The sequence below is a fragment of the Niallia sp. Sow4_A1 genome, assembly GCF_052116745.1.
Taxonomy (GTDB): domain Bacteria; phylum Bacillota; class Bacilli; order Bacillales; family Cytobacillaceae; genus Niallia; species Niallia hominis.
This window is the reverse complement of record NZ_JBQKKM010000002.1, coordinates 14,605-30,029: the sequence shown is the minus strand read 5'-3', so window position 1 is coordinate 30,029 and position 15,425 is coordinate 14,605. Positions and strand designations below refer to the sequence as shown.

Here is a 15,425-nt window from a genome sequence, read left to right as displayed (position 1 = left end):
TATCTTCTATTTTTTTACGAGCAACACACAGCACTCAACATGCATTGTCTGCGGAAACATATCCACAGGCTGCACTTCTTCTGTTTTGTAGCCCCCGTCTTCTAATATCCGCAAATCGCGAGCTAAAGTTGCTGGATTACAGGACACATAGACAACTTTTTTCGGCTTCATATCAAGAATAGTCTGTAGTAATGCTTCATCACAGCCTTTTCGTGGTGGATCTACTACTAAAACGTCTGCTTCATTTCCTTCTTTATACCAGTTGGGGATAACTACTTCTGCCTCTCCTACTGCGAATTCCACATTGTGGATATCATTTAGGCGTGCATTGTTTCTAGCATCTTCAATCGCTTGTGGAACAATTTCAACACCGAATACTTGGCTAGCTTTTTTTGCTAAAAATAATGAAATGGTTCCAATTCCACAGTAAGCGTCTATTACTTTCTCTTCCCCATTCAAATTTGCATACTCCAATGCCTTCTCATAAAGCACTTTTGTTTGTTCTGGATTTACTTGGTAAAAAGAGCGGGCAGAAATAGCGAATTTCACATCGCCAATATAATCGGTAATGGTTTCTTCTCCCCAAATCGTACGCGTTATATCTCCCATTATTACATTCGTTTTTTTGTTATTCACATTGTGGATAATTGATTTGATATTTGGCACTTTTTGCACAATTTCATCAACAATTGCTTTGCGATTGGGGATATCCTGTGTACGAGTGATTAATACAACCATTACTTCCTTCGTAACGAGCCCTCTTCTCGCCATAATATGACGTAACTCTCCTTTATGGCGTGCTTCGTCATAGGCGCGAACTCCATATTTCGAGCAAATAGCTTTTACTGTATTGACGACATAATCATTTTCCTCTTGCTGAATCATGCACTGTTCCATATTAATGATTTGGTGGGAGCGCTGTTGATAGAATCCGCCAATAAGGCCACCCTCCTGCTCACCGATTGGAACCTGTGACTTGTTACGGTAACGCCAAGGATTTTCCATGCCTAGGGTTGGATGAACAGTCGTATCAATTTTGCCAATCCGCTCAAGAACATCTTTCACATGCTTATGCTTCGTTTTCAATTGCCCTTCATAGCTTAAATGCTGTAGTTGACAGCCCCCACATTCCTTGTAAATAAGGCATGGAGCTTCTACACGATAGGGACTTCTTTCTGTTATCTCCATTAAACGGCCGAAACCATAATTCTTATTTGTCTTAATTACTTTTACTTTTGCTTTTTCACCTGGCAATCCATTGGGGATAAATAGTGGATAACCATCTACTTTTGCTACACCTGAACCATCGTGTGTTAAATCTTCAAAAACTATATCTATTATATCGTTCTTTTGAACGGGTAATGTTTTACTCATTATCGTCTTCCTTTACATCGATATTTCCGAAAAAAATAAGCGTGGTAATTGTACCATATTATCAGGAAAGCGCAAGCTTCTTCACTATGGAAAAATTAAAGGAACTAAAAAACAAAAAGTGAGGGGATTTCTTCTTCCTCTCACTCCTCGATATTGTCTGTTTGTGATGCTTCTTTATAATCCTTCAGTTCAGGTCGGTCTTCCTCTCGAATTTCTTCAATTGGCACAAACAACTCAAAATGGCGATATAAATTTATAAATTCTGCTGGTAATAAGCCGCCAAATTCTCCATCAAGATTTAATTGTACCTTATCGTCAGAGCTAACTTTAATATGATTCGCATTCGTATAAATGACGTTCGGGTCATTTATATGTTCCCCGCGAAGAGCAAGTGTAGCGATTCGAATGAAATCTGCAAGGTTTGCCTTTTTTAATATTAGCAAGGAGAAAAGACCATCATTAATCGAAGCTCCAGGAGCTAACTTTTCAAATCCACCAACTGAATTGGTAAGGCCAACTAGAAATAACATAGCTTCCCCTTCAAATAGCTTCCCATCATATTCGATTTTGACATGCGTTGCTTTAATGAAAGGCAGCATTTCCACACCTTTTAAATAGTATGCAAGTTGTCCTAACATCGTCTTCAGTTTACTCGGAACCTCATAAGAGATTTCCGTTAAATGTCCACCACCACTTATGTTGATGAAATATTTATCATTCATTCTTCCAATATCAATTGGAATTGTATCGCCCTTTGCGATGACTTCCACCGCTCCCATAATATCTCTTGGAATATGCAGCGCTCTTGCGAAATCATTTGTCGTTCCTACTGGAATAATCCCAAGCTTGGGGCGATATTCCTGCTCAGCCATCCCATTTACCACTTCATTGATGGTTCCATCCCCACCAGCAGCAATAACAAGATCATATCGTCTTTCTACCGCGACTCTTGCTGCATAGGTCGCATCTTCCGGACCAGTTGTGGCATGACAGGAAGTTTCATATCCTGCCTCTTCTAATCTTTTTAGCACCTCTGGCAAATGTCTTTTAAAAGCTTCTCGACCTGAAGTAGGATTATATATTATCCTTGCCCTTTTCATTTTTCATCATCCTATAATCAAAATTCATTTTTTCCATAGCCACTAACATCATATACGATAGCACTTGCTTAGGCAATTTTTAACTCTAGCTACTACCATGTTATGTGACAACTTAGAGTAAGTGTCCAAGATTAGCATTTCTTCCCACATTATAACCCAATCTATTCGTTCACCATACTTTCCTTTCCACTATTGCTTGATTTTTTCTATTAATCAAACGTTTGATTAACTTTTTTCCGACAGCATGAGTCAATATTTTATGACTATTGGGAAAATCTGCAACAAAATGGGACATGGTTCGATAAGTTTAACTAAGGTTCCATAAAAGGATGATTTTCCTCAGAAATGCTTTATTCTTTGAGGCAAATCTATCCCTTTTATCTTCTTTAATGGTAAAAGCAAACATGGATAGATGTTTTACCTTGTTAATGATTTGTTAAATCTAATGATCCACTGTTAAAAACATGGATAGCAGGACTTCCTTTTCCCTTTTGTAAAATCGCAGTTGTCTCACTTTCCGCCTTTTCATCCTCTGTACTTGTATATTCCCATTTCTCTCGATCTCGATTGTTAATGATTGTATCATTGACAGAAACTTTAACATTTGCTGTTTCATCTAATATTAAATCAATTTGCGAAACATTGTTGACTGTCCAATTGCTTTTTAATTCACGGGGATTTAAGGTAATATCATTATTCAAATCAATAATATCTAACTTCTTATTTGTTGGCACAAGTATCGTGGTATGTATAGAAGAATAGTCTGTATAAAATTCAGACATTCGATAAGGCAGTTGTTTTATACGTACAAATAGAGTATCTCCCTTTTGAGACACATTTAGATAATCCTCTGGCTTCGAAACTTCCATTTCCTTCGATTCTACGGTACGAAAAGTTCCGAATAATGATAGAACATTTTCATTTGTTCCTTCTATTGTAATCGGATTTTGTTGACTTTCTGATTCTATAACAATTCTTTTGATGTTATCCTTCATTGCATAATTAAATTCTGGCAAATCTTTTGTTACTTCTTCTCTTTTTAACCCTTGTTCTACAATATCCAAAATACCTGTAGATTGCAGGAAGACCATCGATATTCCTGCAGTACCAATGATACCAACGATAATAATACTGAATAGATCAAAGCTTAAATAAGGTTTTTCTTGCTTGGAGGAAAACAAGTATAATAAAATTTCCATTCCAAGAATAACTAAAATAATTGGCCACCAAACTTTTAATACAGTGATAATCTGCCAATCAAAAAACTGTGTAAGTAATAGAAAAACTCCTAGAAATACTAAAGATAGGCCCATTGAAAAAGTGCCGACCCGCCATTGTCTCATTCTATTCTCTCCTTATGTAGCCATTGGCCATTTGATTGGAATAATCAAATGCCAATAGCATAATCTATCTTTTTATTTTCACGAGATTTTTACATTTTTTTCTTTTTTGTACCCTTTAATAAATGAATTCCACCTAATATAAGAACAAGACAAACAATTCCTGTCTGAAAATATTGGTAAAAAAAGAAACGTATATCAATATTTATTGTTTCTCTAATGATAGGCGAAAATATTGGTAAGATAATATTAATCAATAAATAATAGAGACCAATAACGAGTAGTCCAATTCCAAACCATTTCTGGTAGTTAATTAGATAGGCAATGACAGGTACATCCTCTAGCTCTTCTTCTCCTATCTTTGACGCTTTTTGCAATCCATCAAAGAAACTATAGAACCAAATAATCGGGATAACGAATAAGAAGAGACCTAATCGTAGTTCATTGAGAATAAAGATAGAGAACAAGAAAGCTGCCATTAGCTGAATCCCTCTTTGCTGCAGACCTAAATATAAATGACCCGCACCTGGAAATACAGATAAGAAGGTGGCGATAAATTTACTTTTCTTCCCTTCTTCCTGATTCTTTTCAAAATCTTGAAAAATAGTAATGTCCTCAAGCTTTTCCCCTTTCAGTTTCTTATTAAACTGCTGGGAAACATCATAAAATCCGTAAATCCAAATAACCGGTAAAATTGCCAAGAATAATAGAAATTCATTCGTATAGGTTAGAAATGTGATAAATAAAATCATAATTCCTAGACCTAGAAACGCCGTCAATAAAGTTATTCCACGGTATACTAATCCTAATTGAATATGCCCTAAACCAGGAATAAACGATAAAACAATCGTATAAAAACGCTCGGACTCGGTTGTTTTTACTAATACAGGTGCTGCCTCTCCAGCTTCCGTATGATTAGAAAAATTCACCCGCTCTTTTAAATAGCTACTGGTCGTTATTAATGTATCGAGAAAACTAATACAATAGATAATAAAGCCAATAACAATTACAATAAATGTCCACTGGCCGTAATACCATGAACTTTGAATGATGATGGACATAAATGCTAGTCCAAATACAGCAAGCCCATATAAAAAGCCTCGTAGCTTTTTCCCAATGTAGAAAAGACCTCCGCCTGGAAAAAATGCTAAGATTGTTGCAACAATCGGGTTTTTCATTTCTTAAAATCCTCCTTTTTACTACCATCGAATGAATCCATCCAAGCAAATGTCTTATCCACTAAACCGCCGGATTTTGGCTCTTCTTTCAAAGATACTTCCGCTTTTTGGATTGTTTCTGTATGTTTTATAATCGATTGAAAGAATCCTGCCGACATCAGTATCAATGTGAGACTCGCGGCAATGGCATAATGGAATATGGATGATTGATAAAAAGGACGTTTCTTTTTCGCGTCTTTTTTCCTATCCATATTTTCATTGGTTATTTGCTCCATAATATCATTCATAAAGGCTACTTCATCTGAAATTGAAGGAAGTTTCTCCTCTTTCATGTCTACTGCATCTATATATAATTCTAAGCATTGATCGCATGTATACAAATGATCTTCAAGTAGAATTCTTTCTGTCTCCTTTAATTCATCCCTTACATACTTCATCCAATAGTCTTTAGAATAATGTGTTGTCATAAAAAGTCTTCCTCCTTCCAATGCGTTTTGATCCAAAGCCTTGCGCGATATAGCTTCGTTTCAATCGTTTTCACTTGCACATTTTGTTCAGAAGCCATTTCTTGATAGCTTTTTTCTTGAATATAAAAACCGTAAATGACATCCCTATAATTAGCAGGTACTTCCTTAAGCCTTTGTTGGACAAGCTTTTGTCTTTCCCGCTTTATCACTTCTAATTCTACATCATCAGCAAGTGAGCCTCCTATGTGAGATTCCAATTCTTCTGCCATCTCTTCTTTTCTTCTTTGCTTCTTTCTTCTCATATCAATGGCATGATTGACAGCAATTCTTGTAATCCATGTTTTAAAACCTTGATTCTCATATTTGGGGAGAGAGGTATAGATTTTAATAAACACTTCCTGCGCCGCATCTTCCGCTTCTTTCTGATCCTTCAAAACACTGTATATGGAACGAAACAAATAGTCTCGATGCTTTTCTACTAACAGTCGAAATGCGTGATCATTTCCTGCCTTTACTTTATCAATTAATACTTGATCACTAATGGCCTCTCCCCCCTTTCTTAGCCATTCTATAATAATAGACGTAAACGGATTGTCATCCCCCTACACTCTTTTTATTATTTTTGCTTGCTTCTTCCTTTTATTTGGATTGCTCTCCTTTGTAATAGTACCATTATTACTTGAAACTTTTTACCACTTCTTTCGTATTTACTCTATAGCAAATTATTAAAGGAGAATGTGTATGCATTATTTATTTGCGTTACTGGCTTTAACACTAAATCCATTCCTATGGAAAAGCCATCTAAAAAAACAAAGATTTCTCATTTTTCAAGTTATACGATTGCTTGCTGGGCTTTTAATTATTTTTTGTCTTGATTATTTTCAGCTAATCGATCATTCCTTACAGGCTCTATTTAAATATGGTGCTATTTATATTGCTTTCTTCTTATTTTTAGATTTACTTTTTGGAAAAGTAAAGGGATATAAAATAACCGGAATTCTATTTTTATACTTTGTCTTATTTAGTCTTTACGTCCAATTTATCTATCCATTAACTATTACCGGCGATAAATATCGATTTGTACAAGAAAAAGCAACTGTTATCGACAAAGAAGCTGTATCTACAAATGAGAAGCATATCGTCGTTGTACCGGAAAGCTATGCACGTTATCGAAGTGAGAAAAAACTTGGGGAGCTTGCCCATCCTTCTTATTATGATTTAGGAAATTCCACTCTACAAAAGATCGATGATCATCTCTATTGGGTAACGCCGATTGAATACACAGGATTTTTCAAATGGGTAAAAGGAAGTGATGTTCCTGGCTTTATTAAAATGAGTGCAGAGGATGAAAATGAGGATGCCATCTTAGTTCAATCATCCATGAAGTATGTTCCGTCTGCATACTTTAACGAGGATTTAAAAAGGCTAGTCAGAAATAAGCATAAAGATATGATTCTGCTTGAGGCAAGCTTTGAACCCGATGATAACGATAAACCTTATTATGTTATTCCGTATGGTCAATATAATAAATTCCGAGAAATTATTGATATTAAAGGGATTTATATCATTGATCCAGCTACTGGAAAAATAGAGGACTATGCTATGAACAATATTCCTGATTTCATTGACCATGTCATTCCTACAAGTGTTGCTGAGGACTGGAATGAGTGGTATGGAAAATATATTCATGGTTTCTGGAACACTCTTTTTGCAAAAGAAGACATGAAATTGCCAACTGCTTGGGAAAATGTAGACGAAGTAAATGGTGTATTTAATGAAGACTTACAATTGCATTGGTTTACTGACTTCACTCGTCCGAAATCAGACAGTGGTAGTATGGTTGGTTATTCTATGATTAATGCTCGCACTGGTGCTCTTACTTTTTACACCGAAGCAAACGGCTCTTTAAATGGTAAATCTGCTATCAATGTAGCGGAAAAAACCTTCCGCGCCCAAAAATACGAAGCTGGCACTCCGCTGCTTTATACAATTTATGGGCAATTCACATGGGTTGTCCCGCTTATGGACAGCAATCATGTATTAAGAGAAATTATGTTGATTAATGCAAAGGATGAAAAGGTGTATAGTTATCATACTGAAAAAACAAAGCTTTTTAATGATTATAAATATGCTCTTGTCACCCTTTTAAAAAATGATAAAACTGTCCCTAATAATATTGCCGAACAAAAGACAGTAACGGGAACGGTCAGCTATGTATATAAATCTGAAGTAGAAAATAGCACGATTGTAAAATTCATGTTAGATGGAAATAAAACCATTTTCCAAGTTTCATCAAATGATTTTCCTTATAGTATTTTCCTAGAAAAAGGGATGCAGTTAACTATAGATTATGTGGATACAGAAGAAGTGATTGTTACGGTTGAAAAATTGGTAGTAAAAGAACAAGATTTAAATCCATAACATTTATTTATAAAATAGACTTTTAAAAATTAAATAAAAAACAGCATCTTTTATTTATAATATAGGGAGAAGGAAACAATCTTCTCCCTTTTGCTGCATAGAATAAAAGAAGAAAAAAAATATTGTTTAATTCTAGTAAACTTAAGATTATGTCAAAGGAGAAATGCACTTGATTATTATTATCCTAGCTTCTTACTTAATCGGTTCTTTTCCAACTGCCTTAATTATCGGCAAGGTTTTTTATGGTATAGACATTCGTAAACATGGCAGTTTTAACCCAGGAGCTACTAATTCTATTCGCGTGTTAGGCAAAAAAGCTGGGATTGCCGTTTTACTACTTGATGTCGGAAAAGGAGCGCTAGCCACATGCTTACCATACTTGCTAATGGTAGATATAAATCCGTTATACACTGGATTAGTCGCTGTCATTGGTCATTGCTTTCCAATTTTCGCTAGATTCCGTGGTGGAAAAGCAATTGCAACTACAGCAGGGACCCTTCTCGTTGCCAATCCAGCTTTGTTTTTCATTACCTATTTTGCATTCTTCGCTGTTATTTTTATAACAAAATATGTATTCTTGGGTAGTATTTCAGTAGGAATAATCATTTTTTTATATGCGCTATTATCTCCTACCATCCAACATGACTGGCTCTTTTTCTTGTTTTTAATACTATTAATCTTTTTACATCGCTCTAATATTCTTAATTTTATTCATCATCAAGAACCTAAAATTAATGATAAAAACATAAAAAAGGATCGAATTAACCCGAAGAAAATAGGCTGATTCCCCTTAATTGGACAAGCTTTTCAGGAAATTGTTGATTACGGACTTTTCCTGGGAAATACTGTCGAATGAATGGAAATCAAAATAAAGAAGTTGCTCTTTTAAGAGTTGCTCCTTTATTTTGATTTTGGAGGTTGTGGAGGGAAGTGCTGGGATGGGGATGGTGGTTTGGCTGATTTATCGCTAGTTCGGCTGATTCCCTTCCTACTTTGGCTGATTTATCGCTGGTTTGGCTGATTTCCCTCCTACTTTGGCTGATTTATCGTTGGGTTGGCTGATTTCCACGTTCGACTAGAATATATACCACTATCCAAGCTAGTTTTGCCATCCTCCCCCTCTTTTCCCATTAAAAAAGCTGCCAGCAAAGTCGTTTTCAACATTTGCTGACAGCTAAAGGGGAGATAGATTCCCTTCTTATCTTTTATTCATTTCTTCGACTAATAATTTATTAACCATTTGTGGATTTGCTTGTCCCTTTGTCGCTTTCATCAATTGACCAACAAGAAACCCAATTGCTTTTTGTTTTCCATTTTTAAAGTCTTCAATGGATTGAGGATTGTTATCCAATACTTCGCCGATGATTTTCAGCAATGCACCTTCATCAGAGATTTGCACTAGCCCTTTCTCTTTAACAATCGCTTCCGCATCTCCGCCATTTTCAATCAACTCTTTAAAAACTTGTTTTGCAATCTTACTGGAGATTGTTCCATTTCCAATGAGCTTTATCATACCAGCAAGATTTTCTGGAGTTAGCTTTACTTCTGCTAGCTCCTTTTGCTCTGCGTTTAAATAGGCAGAAACATCGCCCATTACCCAGTTAGAAGCAAGCTTTGGCTCCGCTCCATTTGCAACAGTGCCTTCAAAGAAATCAGCCATTTCCTTCGTAACGGTTAATACTTTCGCATCGTACTCTGGTAAGCCCCATTCTTCCATATAACGCTTTTGTCTTGCATCTGGTAATTCTGGAATTTCCGCACGAATTCTTGCTTTCCAATCTTCGTCGATATACAAATCTGTTAAATCTGGTTCGGGGAAATAACGATAATCATCTGAACCTTCTTTAACACGCATTAGCAATGTTGTACTTGTTGCTTCATCAAAGCGGCGTGTTTCTTGATTAATGACACCACCTGAAGAAACAACCTCTCTTTGTCGTTGTTCTTCATACTCTAATCCTTTGCGAACAAAGTTAAAGGAGTTTAAGTTTTTCAGCTCCGTTTTTGTTCCAAATTCCTCTTGTCCTACAGGACGAATCGAAATGTTGGCATCACAGCGCAAAGAACCTTCTTCCATTTTACAATCAGATACGCCTGTATATTGAATGATGGATTTCAATTTTTCCAAGTAAGCATATGCTTCATTTGGTGTACGAATATCTGGCTCAGAAACGATTTCAATTAATGGCGTTCCTTGACGGTTGAAGTCCACTAATGAATATCCTTTCTCATGATTCAGTTTTCCTGCATCCTCTTCTAAATGCACACGGGTAATCCCAATTTTTTTCTTATAGCCATCTACTTCAATTTCAATCCAGCCATGCTCTCCAATCGGTTTATCGAATTGTGAGATTTGATAAGCTTTTGGATTATCTGGATAAAAATAGTTTTTACGGTCAAATTTCGTCTCCGTCGCTATTTCACAGTTTAATGCCATAGACGCTTTCATGCCATATTCTACAGCTTTTTTATTTAAAACAGGTAGTACGCCAGGATAGCCTAAATCGACTACTGTCGTATTTGTATTCGGCTCAGCACCGAAGTGATTGGGACTTGCTGAGAATATTTTTGATTGTGTTTTTAACTCTACATGGACCTCTAGCCCAATGACTGTTTCAAATTCCATCTTTTTCACCCCTTACAGCGTTGGTTTTTGTTTATGATAATCTGTAGCTTGTTCAAACGCATAAGCCACTTTATATACAGATGCTTCATCAAAGTGTTTACCGATAATTTGTAAACCAAGTGGCAAACCGTTAGAGAAGCCGCAAGGAACCGATATACCTGGTACGCCAGCTAAGTTCACTGGAATCGTTAATATATCGTTTGCATACATCGTTAATGGATCATCCACATTTTCTCCTAACTTAAAGGCTGGTGTTGGAGTAGTTGGTCCAATAATAACATCATACTTTTCAAATACATCTTCGAAATCTTTTTTAATTAATGTACGTACTTTTTGTGCTTTTTTATAATAAGCATCATAATAGCCAGAGCTTAAAGCAAAGGTTCCAAGCATAATTCTGCGCTTCACTTCATCGCCAAATCCTTCTGCACGTGAACGCTTATACAGATCGATTAATGTTTCCACATTATCCGCACGATAACCATATCGTACCCCATCAAAACGAGAAAGGTTTGCAGATGCTTCTGAAGAAGATAATAAATAATATGTAGCAAGGGCATATTTACTATGTGGCAAGGAAACTTCTTCCCATGTTGCGCCTAATTTTTCTAATACCTTTAATGCATCTAAAACAGATTGGCGAACTGTTTCGTTTACTCCTTCTGCTAGATACTCTTTCGGCACAGCTATTTTCATGCCCTTAATATCTCCCGTTAGGCCTTTCGTAAAATCAGGAACCTCTACATTTGCCGAAGTAGAATCCATTGGATCTAAACCAGAAATAGCATTAAGCAAGAAAGCATTGTCTTCTACCGTACGTGTAATTGGTCCAATTTGATCAAGTGAGGATGCGAACGCAACGAGACCAAAGCGAGAAATTCTTCCATATGTAGGTTTTAAGCCGACAACCCCACAGAAAGCTGCTGGTTGACGAATGGAGCCACCAGTATCTGATCCAAGGGAAAATAGTACTTCACCCGCTGCAACCGATGCAGCAGATCCACCTGATGATCCACCAGGAACTGTTTCAAGATTCCATGGATTTTTCGTTTTTTGGTAATAGGAATTTTCCGTGGAAGATCCCATAGCAAACTCATCCATGTTTAGCTTTCCGATTGTTATAGCTCCAGCTGCTTGCAGCTTGTCCATAACTGTTGCATTATAAATCGGTTGGAAATTCTCTAAGATTTTACTCGAACAAGTTGTTCTTAAATCCTTCGTAACAATATTATCCTTTATCCCAATCGGCATTCCGAATAGGCTCCCGGAATGTTCCCCATTTACAAGCTTGCTATCTAGTACGCTAGCTTGTGATAAAGCATTTTCTTCATCTAATGTTAAAAATGCTTGTACTTTCCCATCTACGTCTTTTATGCGATTATACGATTCTTTTACTAAATCTGTAACAGATATCTCTTTCTTATGTAATAGTTCCTGTAAATCCGTCATCTTTTGATCAAAAAGACTCATATGATTTCCCCTCCTTACTCAATGATAGATGGCACTTTAATTTGTCCATCCTGATGGTCTGGCGCATTGCGTAAAACTTCCTCAACAGGTAAGCCCTTTGTTGGTACATCTTCACGTAATACATTTTTCATATCTAATACATGGGAAGTTGGTTCAATTCCCTCTGTGTCTAATTCATTTAGTTCTTCTGCAAAAGAAATAATAGCATCCAATTGCTTTTGAAAATGCTCTGCTTCCTCATCCGATATCGCAAGTCTAGCTAGATTCGCAACATGCTTTACTTCTTCCTTTGTAATTCTTGACATATATATGTCACCTCCATCATTATACGTACAATACAATAATCTGATAATAGCAAACAAATCATTAGGAAAGCAACCGAAAGTAAGATTATATCTTGTAAGAAAGCCGTTTCTTTATAAATGATTGTTTTCCTTGAAAAATGTTTATCCATATTAAATGTACATAGTCTTTACAATTATACCATTTTGATTTAGTTGGTCGCTCCGTTCATTTCTATTTTAAAGTAAAAATAGAGGGACCTCCCTCTTTTTATCGGTTATTTTCCAGCGAGGAAAGGAGTGGCTCATACATCATTAACGCATGATTTTCTGTAATATACTCTTCCTCCAATAATACACCTCTTCTATTAAATTTTTTTCGATAAATTTGATTATGGCGAATATAGCCGCCGAAATAGGCTGGTGTGATTTGATGCTCTTTTTCAAACACTTCATAATGAGATAAACTAGGTGCTGCCCCTAGCCATTCCCCACTTAAATGGGTATTTGTTACTTCTAAGCATAATTGAAAAGTAGTATCTGTTTCATTTTTGATTTGTAGGTCTAAATAATTGTAGGAACAAGTCGCGCCACTACCGAATGGCTGTGTTCGGTTGGAATCAGGGAAAACATCATAACTATGGCGATGCCTTTCCACCACTGTTAACGGAGTATGTAATGTCATCCAATAAATCAGATTAGAAAGCTGGCACAGCCCTCCTCCAACTCCAGTACGATAGCTCCCAGAATACAGAACCATCCCGTCTACAAAACCCTTTTTATAAGTGGGCTTGCCTATTGTTCTCCAATAAGAAAAGGTTTCTCCTGGTTCTATGACTATCAAATTTATTTTTGAAACCGCCACTTTTAAATTAATAATTTTGTTATACTGCAGCCTCATATCAACATCCTTTAATTCTCTTAGTAGCATTGTTTTATGGGTAAAATAAGAATGGGGTAGTAATGCCTTTTGCTTTTTCTTTGCATAGTGTTTTCTCGCTTTCATCCATTGCATATATCTCTTTGTGGTATAATATTTTTTCCCGAAATAAAGACGTAGGGCTGACCTTTTTTTGGGTCTTAACGCTGTAATATTCATAAATACGCTCTCCATTTTTTCCCTTTTCTCCTTTATTTCGCTAACTATTTCGTAAATCCTTCTTTTTTCTAAGAGGGTTGTTAAGCAGTAAAAATCCCTTATACCCGAGACAGAAATTGCTTTATTTTTCTCATTCTTGGCAAATAGATAGGAAATTCACGCAAAATCCGATACAATAGTTAATATTTAGAAGACTAAAAAGCTAGGTGACGAACAATGAATGAATTAGACTCTTTAAAATTAGAAAACCAACTTTGTTTTCTTTTATATGCAAGTTCACGGGAATTAACGAAAAAATATAAGCCCTTGTTAGAGGAGCTAGATGTAACCTATCCACAATACCTAGTTCTTTTACTTCTATGGGAGCATAAAAGTCTTAGTGTGAAGGAAATGGGAAATTACTTATACCTCGATTCTGGTACACTAACGCCAATGCTTAAGAGAATGGAACAGCAACAATTACTCCAACGTAAGCGATCCCTTGAGGATGAGCGTTCCGTACTCATTACCTTAACGGACAAAGGAGCTTCTCTACAGCAAAAAGCAGCATGTATTCCAACCGAAGTTTTCAAGCTTTTTGGAAAATCAGACGAAGAAATCACTGAATTAAAGCAATCACTATTAAAGCTTTTGCAAAACCTCACGTAATGCACCATGATTTAAAATAGGATAGACATAAAGAGAGCAGATAAAAGTTTAGGTACTTTCATCTGCTCTCTTTTTATGCTTCTATTAAGCTGTAACCACTTCTAATTGAACATCAATATTTCCTCTAGTTGCTTTAGAGTAGGGGCAGAAGTTATGCGCTTTGTGTACAAGCTCCTCTAAAACATCCTTTTCAATTCCAGTTCCTTTTACAGATAATTTTACAGCTAATTTAAAGCCTTGATCTGTTTCATCCTTTAGTAAGCTAACACTAGCTGTTGTTTCAGAGTCAAAGTTTACTTTTTCTCTCTGCGCCATTAATTGTAATGCACCATCAAAACATGCCGAATATCCAGCTGCAAATAATTGCTCAGGGTTTGTCGCATCCTCCAATTCCTTTGCTCTTTGAGTTCCTGGCATCGCTGTATCAAATTGAATAACATAGTCTTCTGACTCTACTCGACCTTCTCTTCCACCAGTTGCTGTAACAGATGTTGTAAGAATTGTATCGCTCATGATTATTCCTCCAATAATTTATTATTTTCCGCATATACATTGTACACAATATAATTTCACAAAACAAATATTTTGCACTTTCTTTTCATATTTACCCTTTTCAAAAAAAGTAAACATGCCTACAACAATTATTTTAAACAAAAAGGCCCAAAAAGATTTCTCCTTTTGAGCCCTTTTCTTACTTACTAAACCATTTTCCAATAGTCGTAAATAATCCCTTTTTCTGACTATCTTGCGAAGATTCCTCTTCTACTGTATCGTTTGTTTGTTCCCCGATATAAATATCTTCTTTATTAATCGCATGATCATAAGCAATTAATAAGCCAATTTCACTATCTGCCTCTTTATTGGTTACAATCGTGTATTCCATTTTGGCTTGATTAGCTTCCTTAATATATTTCGATAAGTATGAATAGTCTAAATGACCATTTAAATATAACTTCGCACCTGTATTCTTTTTCATCGCATCAAGTATTTCTTTGTAGGGCGATGGTTCAATTACTTGGGATTGATTTAGTGCAATCACAACTCTTTCTCTTAGAGTACCAAGAAATTTTCTTCGTTCCTCTGGCTTTGTTTCCTTTGCCCCATACATTCCCTTTTGCATATAATCATCTAAGTTAGGGTTTGATGACATGTTCACAACTCCTTCAAATAGATTCCTTTTCTCATACTATACTCTACTCTGCTGATAAAAAACCTTGTACCTTTTTGAAATTTTTTTGTCATGATACAAAAAGAGAGAGTTAGGCATCAGTTATTCCACTTTTCAAGGGAAGCATGATGATTAACTCTCTGACATTATCCTCTTAACCTTCAGTAAGTACACCGTTAGCTTATAAAATTCGAGGAAGAAGGTGTTCAACTAACCATAAACGAGAGATCAAGAGTTCCCATTTATGGAAGTA

At 36.0% G+C, this 15,425-nt stretch carries 15 protein-coding genes; 3 read left to right on the top strand and 12 right to left on the bottom strand.

What is annotated here, in order from left to right; genetic code table 11:
* Nucleotides 1-6: 6 nt before the first annotated feature.
* The 6 genes from rlmD to ACTQ5K_RS01315 all read right to left on the bottom strand — a co-directional run bounded on the left by rlmD (nt 7) and on the right by ACTQ5K_RS01315 (nt 5,944).
* A complete protein-coding gene (rlmD, locus tag ACTQ5K_RS01340; protein WP_441993301.1) occupies nt 7-1,374 on the bottom strand; it encodes a 23S rRNA (uracil(1939)-C(5))-methyltransferase RlmD in 1,368 nt (455 codons plus the stop codon).
* Nucleotides 1,375-1,514: 140 nt separating this feature from the next.
* A complete protein-coding gene (locus tag ACTQ5K_RS01335; protein ID WP_048718937.1) occupies nt 1,515-2,474 on the bottom strand; it encodes a diacylglycerol kinase in 960 nt (319 codons plus the stop codon).
* A gap of 425 nt (nt 2,475-2,899) precedes the next feature.
* On the bottom strand, nt 2,900-3,817 hold the full coding sequence (locus ACTQ5K_RS01330; RefSeq protein ID WP_051640972.1) for a hypothetical protein: 918 nt from the start codon (nt 3,815-3,817) through the stop codon (nt 2,900-2,902).
* Between the two features lie 89 nt (nt 3,818-3,906).
* Nucleotides 3,907-4,992, bottom strand: coding sequence for a hypothetical protein (locus tag ACTQ5K_RS01325; protein WP_031538067.1), 1,086 nt, complete (start codon nt 4,990-4,992; stop codon nt 3,907-3,909).
* Nucleotides 4,989-5,459 (bottom strand): hypothetical protein, encoded by a 471-nt coding sequence (locus ACTQ5K_RS01320; RefSeq protein ID WP_031538068.1) that lies wholly within the window; start codon nt 5,457-5,459, stop codon nt 4,989-4,991. Before ACTQ5K_RS01320 ends, ACTQ5K_RS01325 begins: the two co-directional genes overlap by 4 nt.
* On the bottom strand, nt 5,456-5,944 hold the full coding sequence (locus ACTQ5K_RS01315) for a sigma-70 family RNA polymerase sigma factor (protein ID WP_342585617.1): 489 nt from the start codon (nt 5,942-5,944) through the stop codon (nt 5,456-5,458). Before ACTQ5K_RS01315 ends, ACTQ5K_RS01320 begins: the two co-directional genes overlap by 4 nt.
* Nucleotides 5,945-6,200: 256 nt before the next feature.
* Between ACTQ5K_RS01315 and ACTQ5K_RS01310 the strand changes: the two genes are divergently transcribed.
* Both ACTQ5K_RS01310 and plsY read left to right on the top strand, forming a co-directional pair.
* On the top strand, nt 6,201-7,880 hold the full coding sequence (locus ACTQ5K_RS01310; protein WP_031538071.1) for a hypothetical protein: 1,680 nt from the start codon (nt 6,201-6,203) through the stop codon (nt 7,878-7,880).
* Between the two features lie 163 nt (nt 7,881-8,043).
* Nucleotides 8,044-8,664: a glycerol-3-phosphate 1-O-acyltransferase PlsY gene (gene plsY, locus ACTQ5K_RS01305; protein WP_031538072.1), complete on the top strand. Its 621-nt coding sequence runs from the start codon at nt 8,044-8,046 to the stop codon at nt 8,662-8,664.
* A 414-nt stretch (nt 8,665-9,078) separates the two neighbouring features.
* On the opposite strand, the gene gatB is transcribed toward plsY, so the two are convergent.
* The 4 genes from gatB to ACTQ5K_RS01285 all read right to left on the bottom strand — a co-directional run bounded on the left by gatB (nt 9,079) and on the right by ACTQ5K_RS01285 (nt 13,356).
* Nucleotides 9,079-10,506: an Asp-tRNA(Asn)/Glu-tRNA(Gln) amidotransferase subunit GatB gene (gene gatB / locus ACTQ5K_RS01300; RefSeq protein ID WP_031538074.1), complete on the bottom strand. Its 1,428-nt coding sequence runs from the start codon at nt 10,504-10,506 to the stop codon at nt 9,079-9,081.
* A 12-nt stretch (nt 10,507-10,518) separates the two neighbouring features.
* Nucleotides 10,519-11,976, bottom strand: a complete 1,458-nt coding sequence (gene gatA / locus ACTQ5K_RS01295; RefSeq protein ID WP_031538076.1) for an Asp-tRNA(Asn)/Glu-tRNA(Gln) amidotransferase subunit GatA — start codon at nt 11,974-11,976, stop codon at nt 10,519-10,521.
* Between the two features lie 14 nt (nt 11,977-11,990).
* Nucleotides 11,991-12,281, bottom strand: coding sequence for an Asp-tRNA(Asn)/Glu-tRNA(Gln) amidotransferase subunit GatC (gene gatC / locus ACTQ5K_RS01290; RefSeq protein WP_031538078.1), 291 nt, complete (start codon nt 12,279-12,281; stop codon nt 11,991-11,993).
* A 247-nt stretch (nt 12,282-12,528) separates the two neighbouring features.
* Nucleotides 12,529-13,356: a VanW family protein gene (locus ACTQ5K_RS01285; protein WP_441993467.1), complete on the bottom strand. Its 828-nt coding sequence runs from the start codon at nt 13,354-13,356 to the stop codon at nt 12,529-12,531.
* A 216-nt stretch (nt 13,357-13,572) separates the two neighbouring features.
* Between ACTQ5K_RS01285 and ACTQ5K_RS01280 the strand changes: the two genes are divergently transcribed.
* Nucleotides 13,573-14,004, top strand: a complete 432-nt coding sequence (locus ACTQ5K_RS01280; RefSeq protein ID WP_031538081.1) for a MarR family winged helix-turn-helix transcriptional regulator — start codon at nt 13,573-13,575, stop codon at nt 14,002-14,004.
* Between the two features lie 84 nt (nt 14,005-14,088).
* On the opposite strand, the gene ACTQ5K_RS01275 is transcribed toward ACTQ5K_RS01280, so the two are convergent.
* Both ACTQ5K_RS01275 and ACTQ5K_RS01270 read right to left on the bottom strand, forming a co-directional pair.
* Nucleotides 14,089-14,517: an organic hydroperoxide resistance protein gene (locus ACTQ5K_RS01275; protein ID WP_031538082.1), complete on the bottom strand. Its 429-nt coding sequence runs from the start codon at nt 14,515-14,517 to the stop codon at nt 14,089-14,091.
* A gap of 178 nt (nt 14,518-14,695) precedes the next feature.
* Nucleotides 14,696-15,154 (bottom strand): YueI family protein, encoded by a 459-nt coding sequence (locus ACTQ5K_RS01270; protein ID WP_031538084.1) that lies wholly within the window; start codon nt 15,152-15,154, stop codon nt 14,696-14,698.
* Nucleotides 15,155-15,425 lie beyond the last annotated feature (271 nt).

Excerpts from the sequence above, each read along its gene's own strand:
- rlmD (WP_441993301.1), bottom strand. The coding sequence starts at position 1,374 with ATGAGTAAAACATTACCCGTTCAAAAGAACGATATAATAGATATAGTT.
- ACTQ5K_RS01335 (WP_048718937.1), bottom strand. The coding sequence starts at position 2,474 with ATGAAAAGGGCAAGGATAATATATAATCCTACTTCAGGTCGAGAAGCT.
- ACTQ5K_RS01330 (WP_051640972.1), bottom strand. The coding sequence starts at position 3,817 with ATGAGACAATGGCGGGTCGGCACTTTTTCAATGGGCCTATCTTTAGTA.
- ACTQ5K_RS01325 (WP_031538067.1), bottom strand. The coding sequence starts at position 4,992 with ATGAAAAACCCGATTGTTGCAACAATCTTAGCATTTTTTCCAGGCGGA.
- ACTQ5K_RS01320 (WP_031538068.1), bottom strand. The coding sequence starts at position 5,459 with ATGACAACACATTATTCTAAAGACTATTGGATGAAGTATGTAAGGGAT.
- ACTQ5K_RS01310 (WP_031538071.1), top strand. The coding sequence starts at position 6,201 with ATGCATTATTTATTTGCGTTACTGGCTTTAACACTAAATCCATTCCTA.
- plsY (WP_031538072.1), top strand. The coding sequence starts at position 8,044 with ATGCACTTGATTATTATTATCCTAGCTTCTTACTTAATCGGTTCTTTT.
- gatB (WP_031538074.1), bottom strand. The coding sequence starts at position 10,506 with ATGGAATTTGAAACAGTCATTGGGCTAGAGGTCCATGTAGAGTTAAAA.
- gatA (WP_031538076.1), bottom strand. The coding sequence starts at position 11,976 with ATGAGTCTTTTTGATCAAAAGATGACGGATTTACAGGAACTATTACAT.
- gatC (WP_031538078.1), bottom strand. The coding sequence starts at position 12,281 with ATGTCAAGAATTACAAAGGAAGAAGTAAAGCATGTTGCGAATCTAGCT.
- ACTQ5K_RS01285 (WP_441993467.1), bottom strand. The coding sequence starts at position 13,356 with ATGAATATTACAGCGTTAAGACCCAAAAAAAGGTCAGCCCTACGTCTT.
- ACTQ5K_RS01280 (WP_031538081.1), top strand. The coding sequence starts at position 13,573 with ATGAATGAATTAGACTCTTTAAAATTAGAAAACCAACTTTGTTTTCTT.
- ACTQ5K_RS01275 (WP_031538082.1), bottom strand. The coding sequence starts at position 14,517 with ATGAGCGATACAATTCTTACAACATCTGTTACAGCAACTGGTGGAAGA.
- ACTQ5K_RS01270 (WP_031538084.1), bottom strand. The coding sequence starts at position 15,154 with ATGTCATCAAACCCTAACTTAGATGATTATATGCAAAAGGGAATGTAT.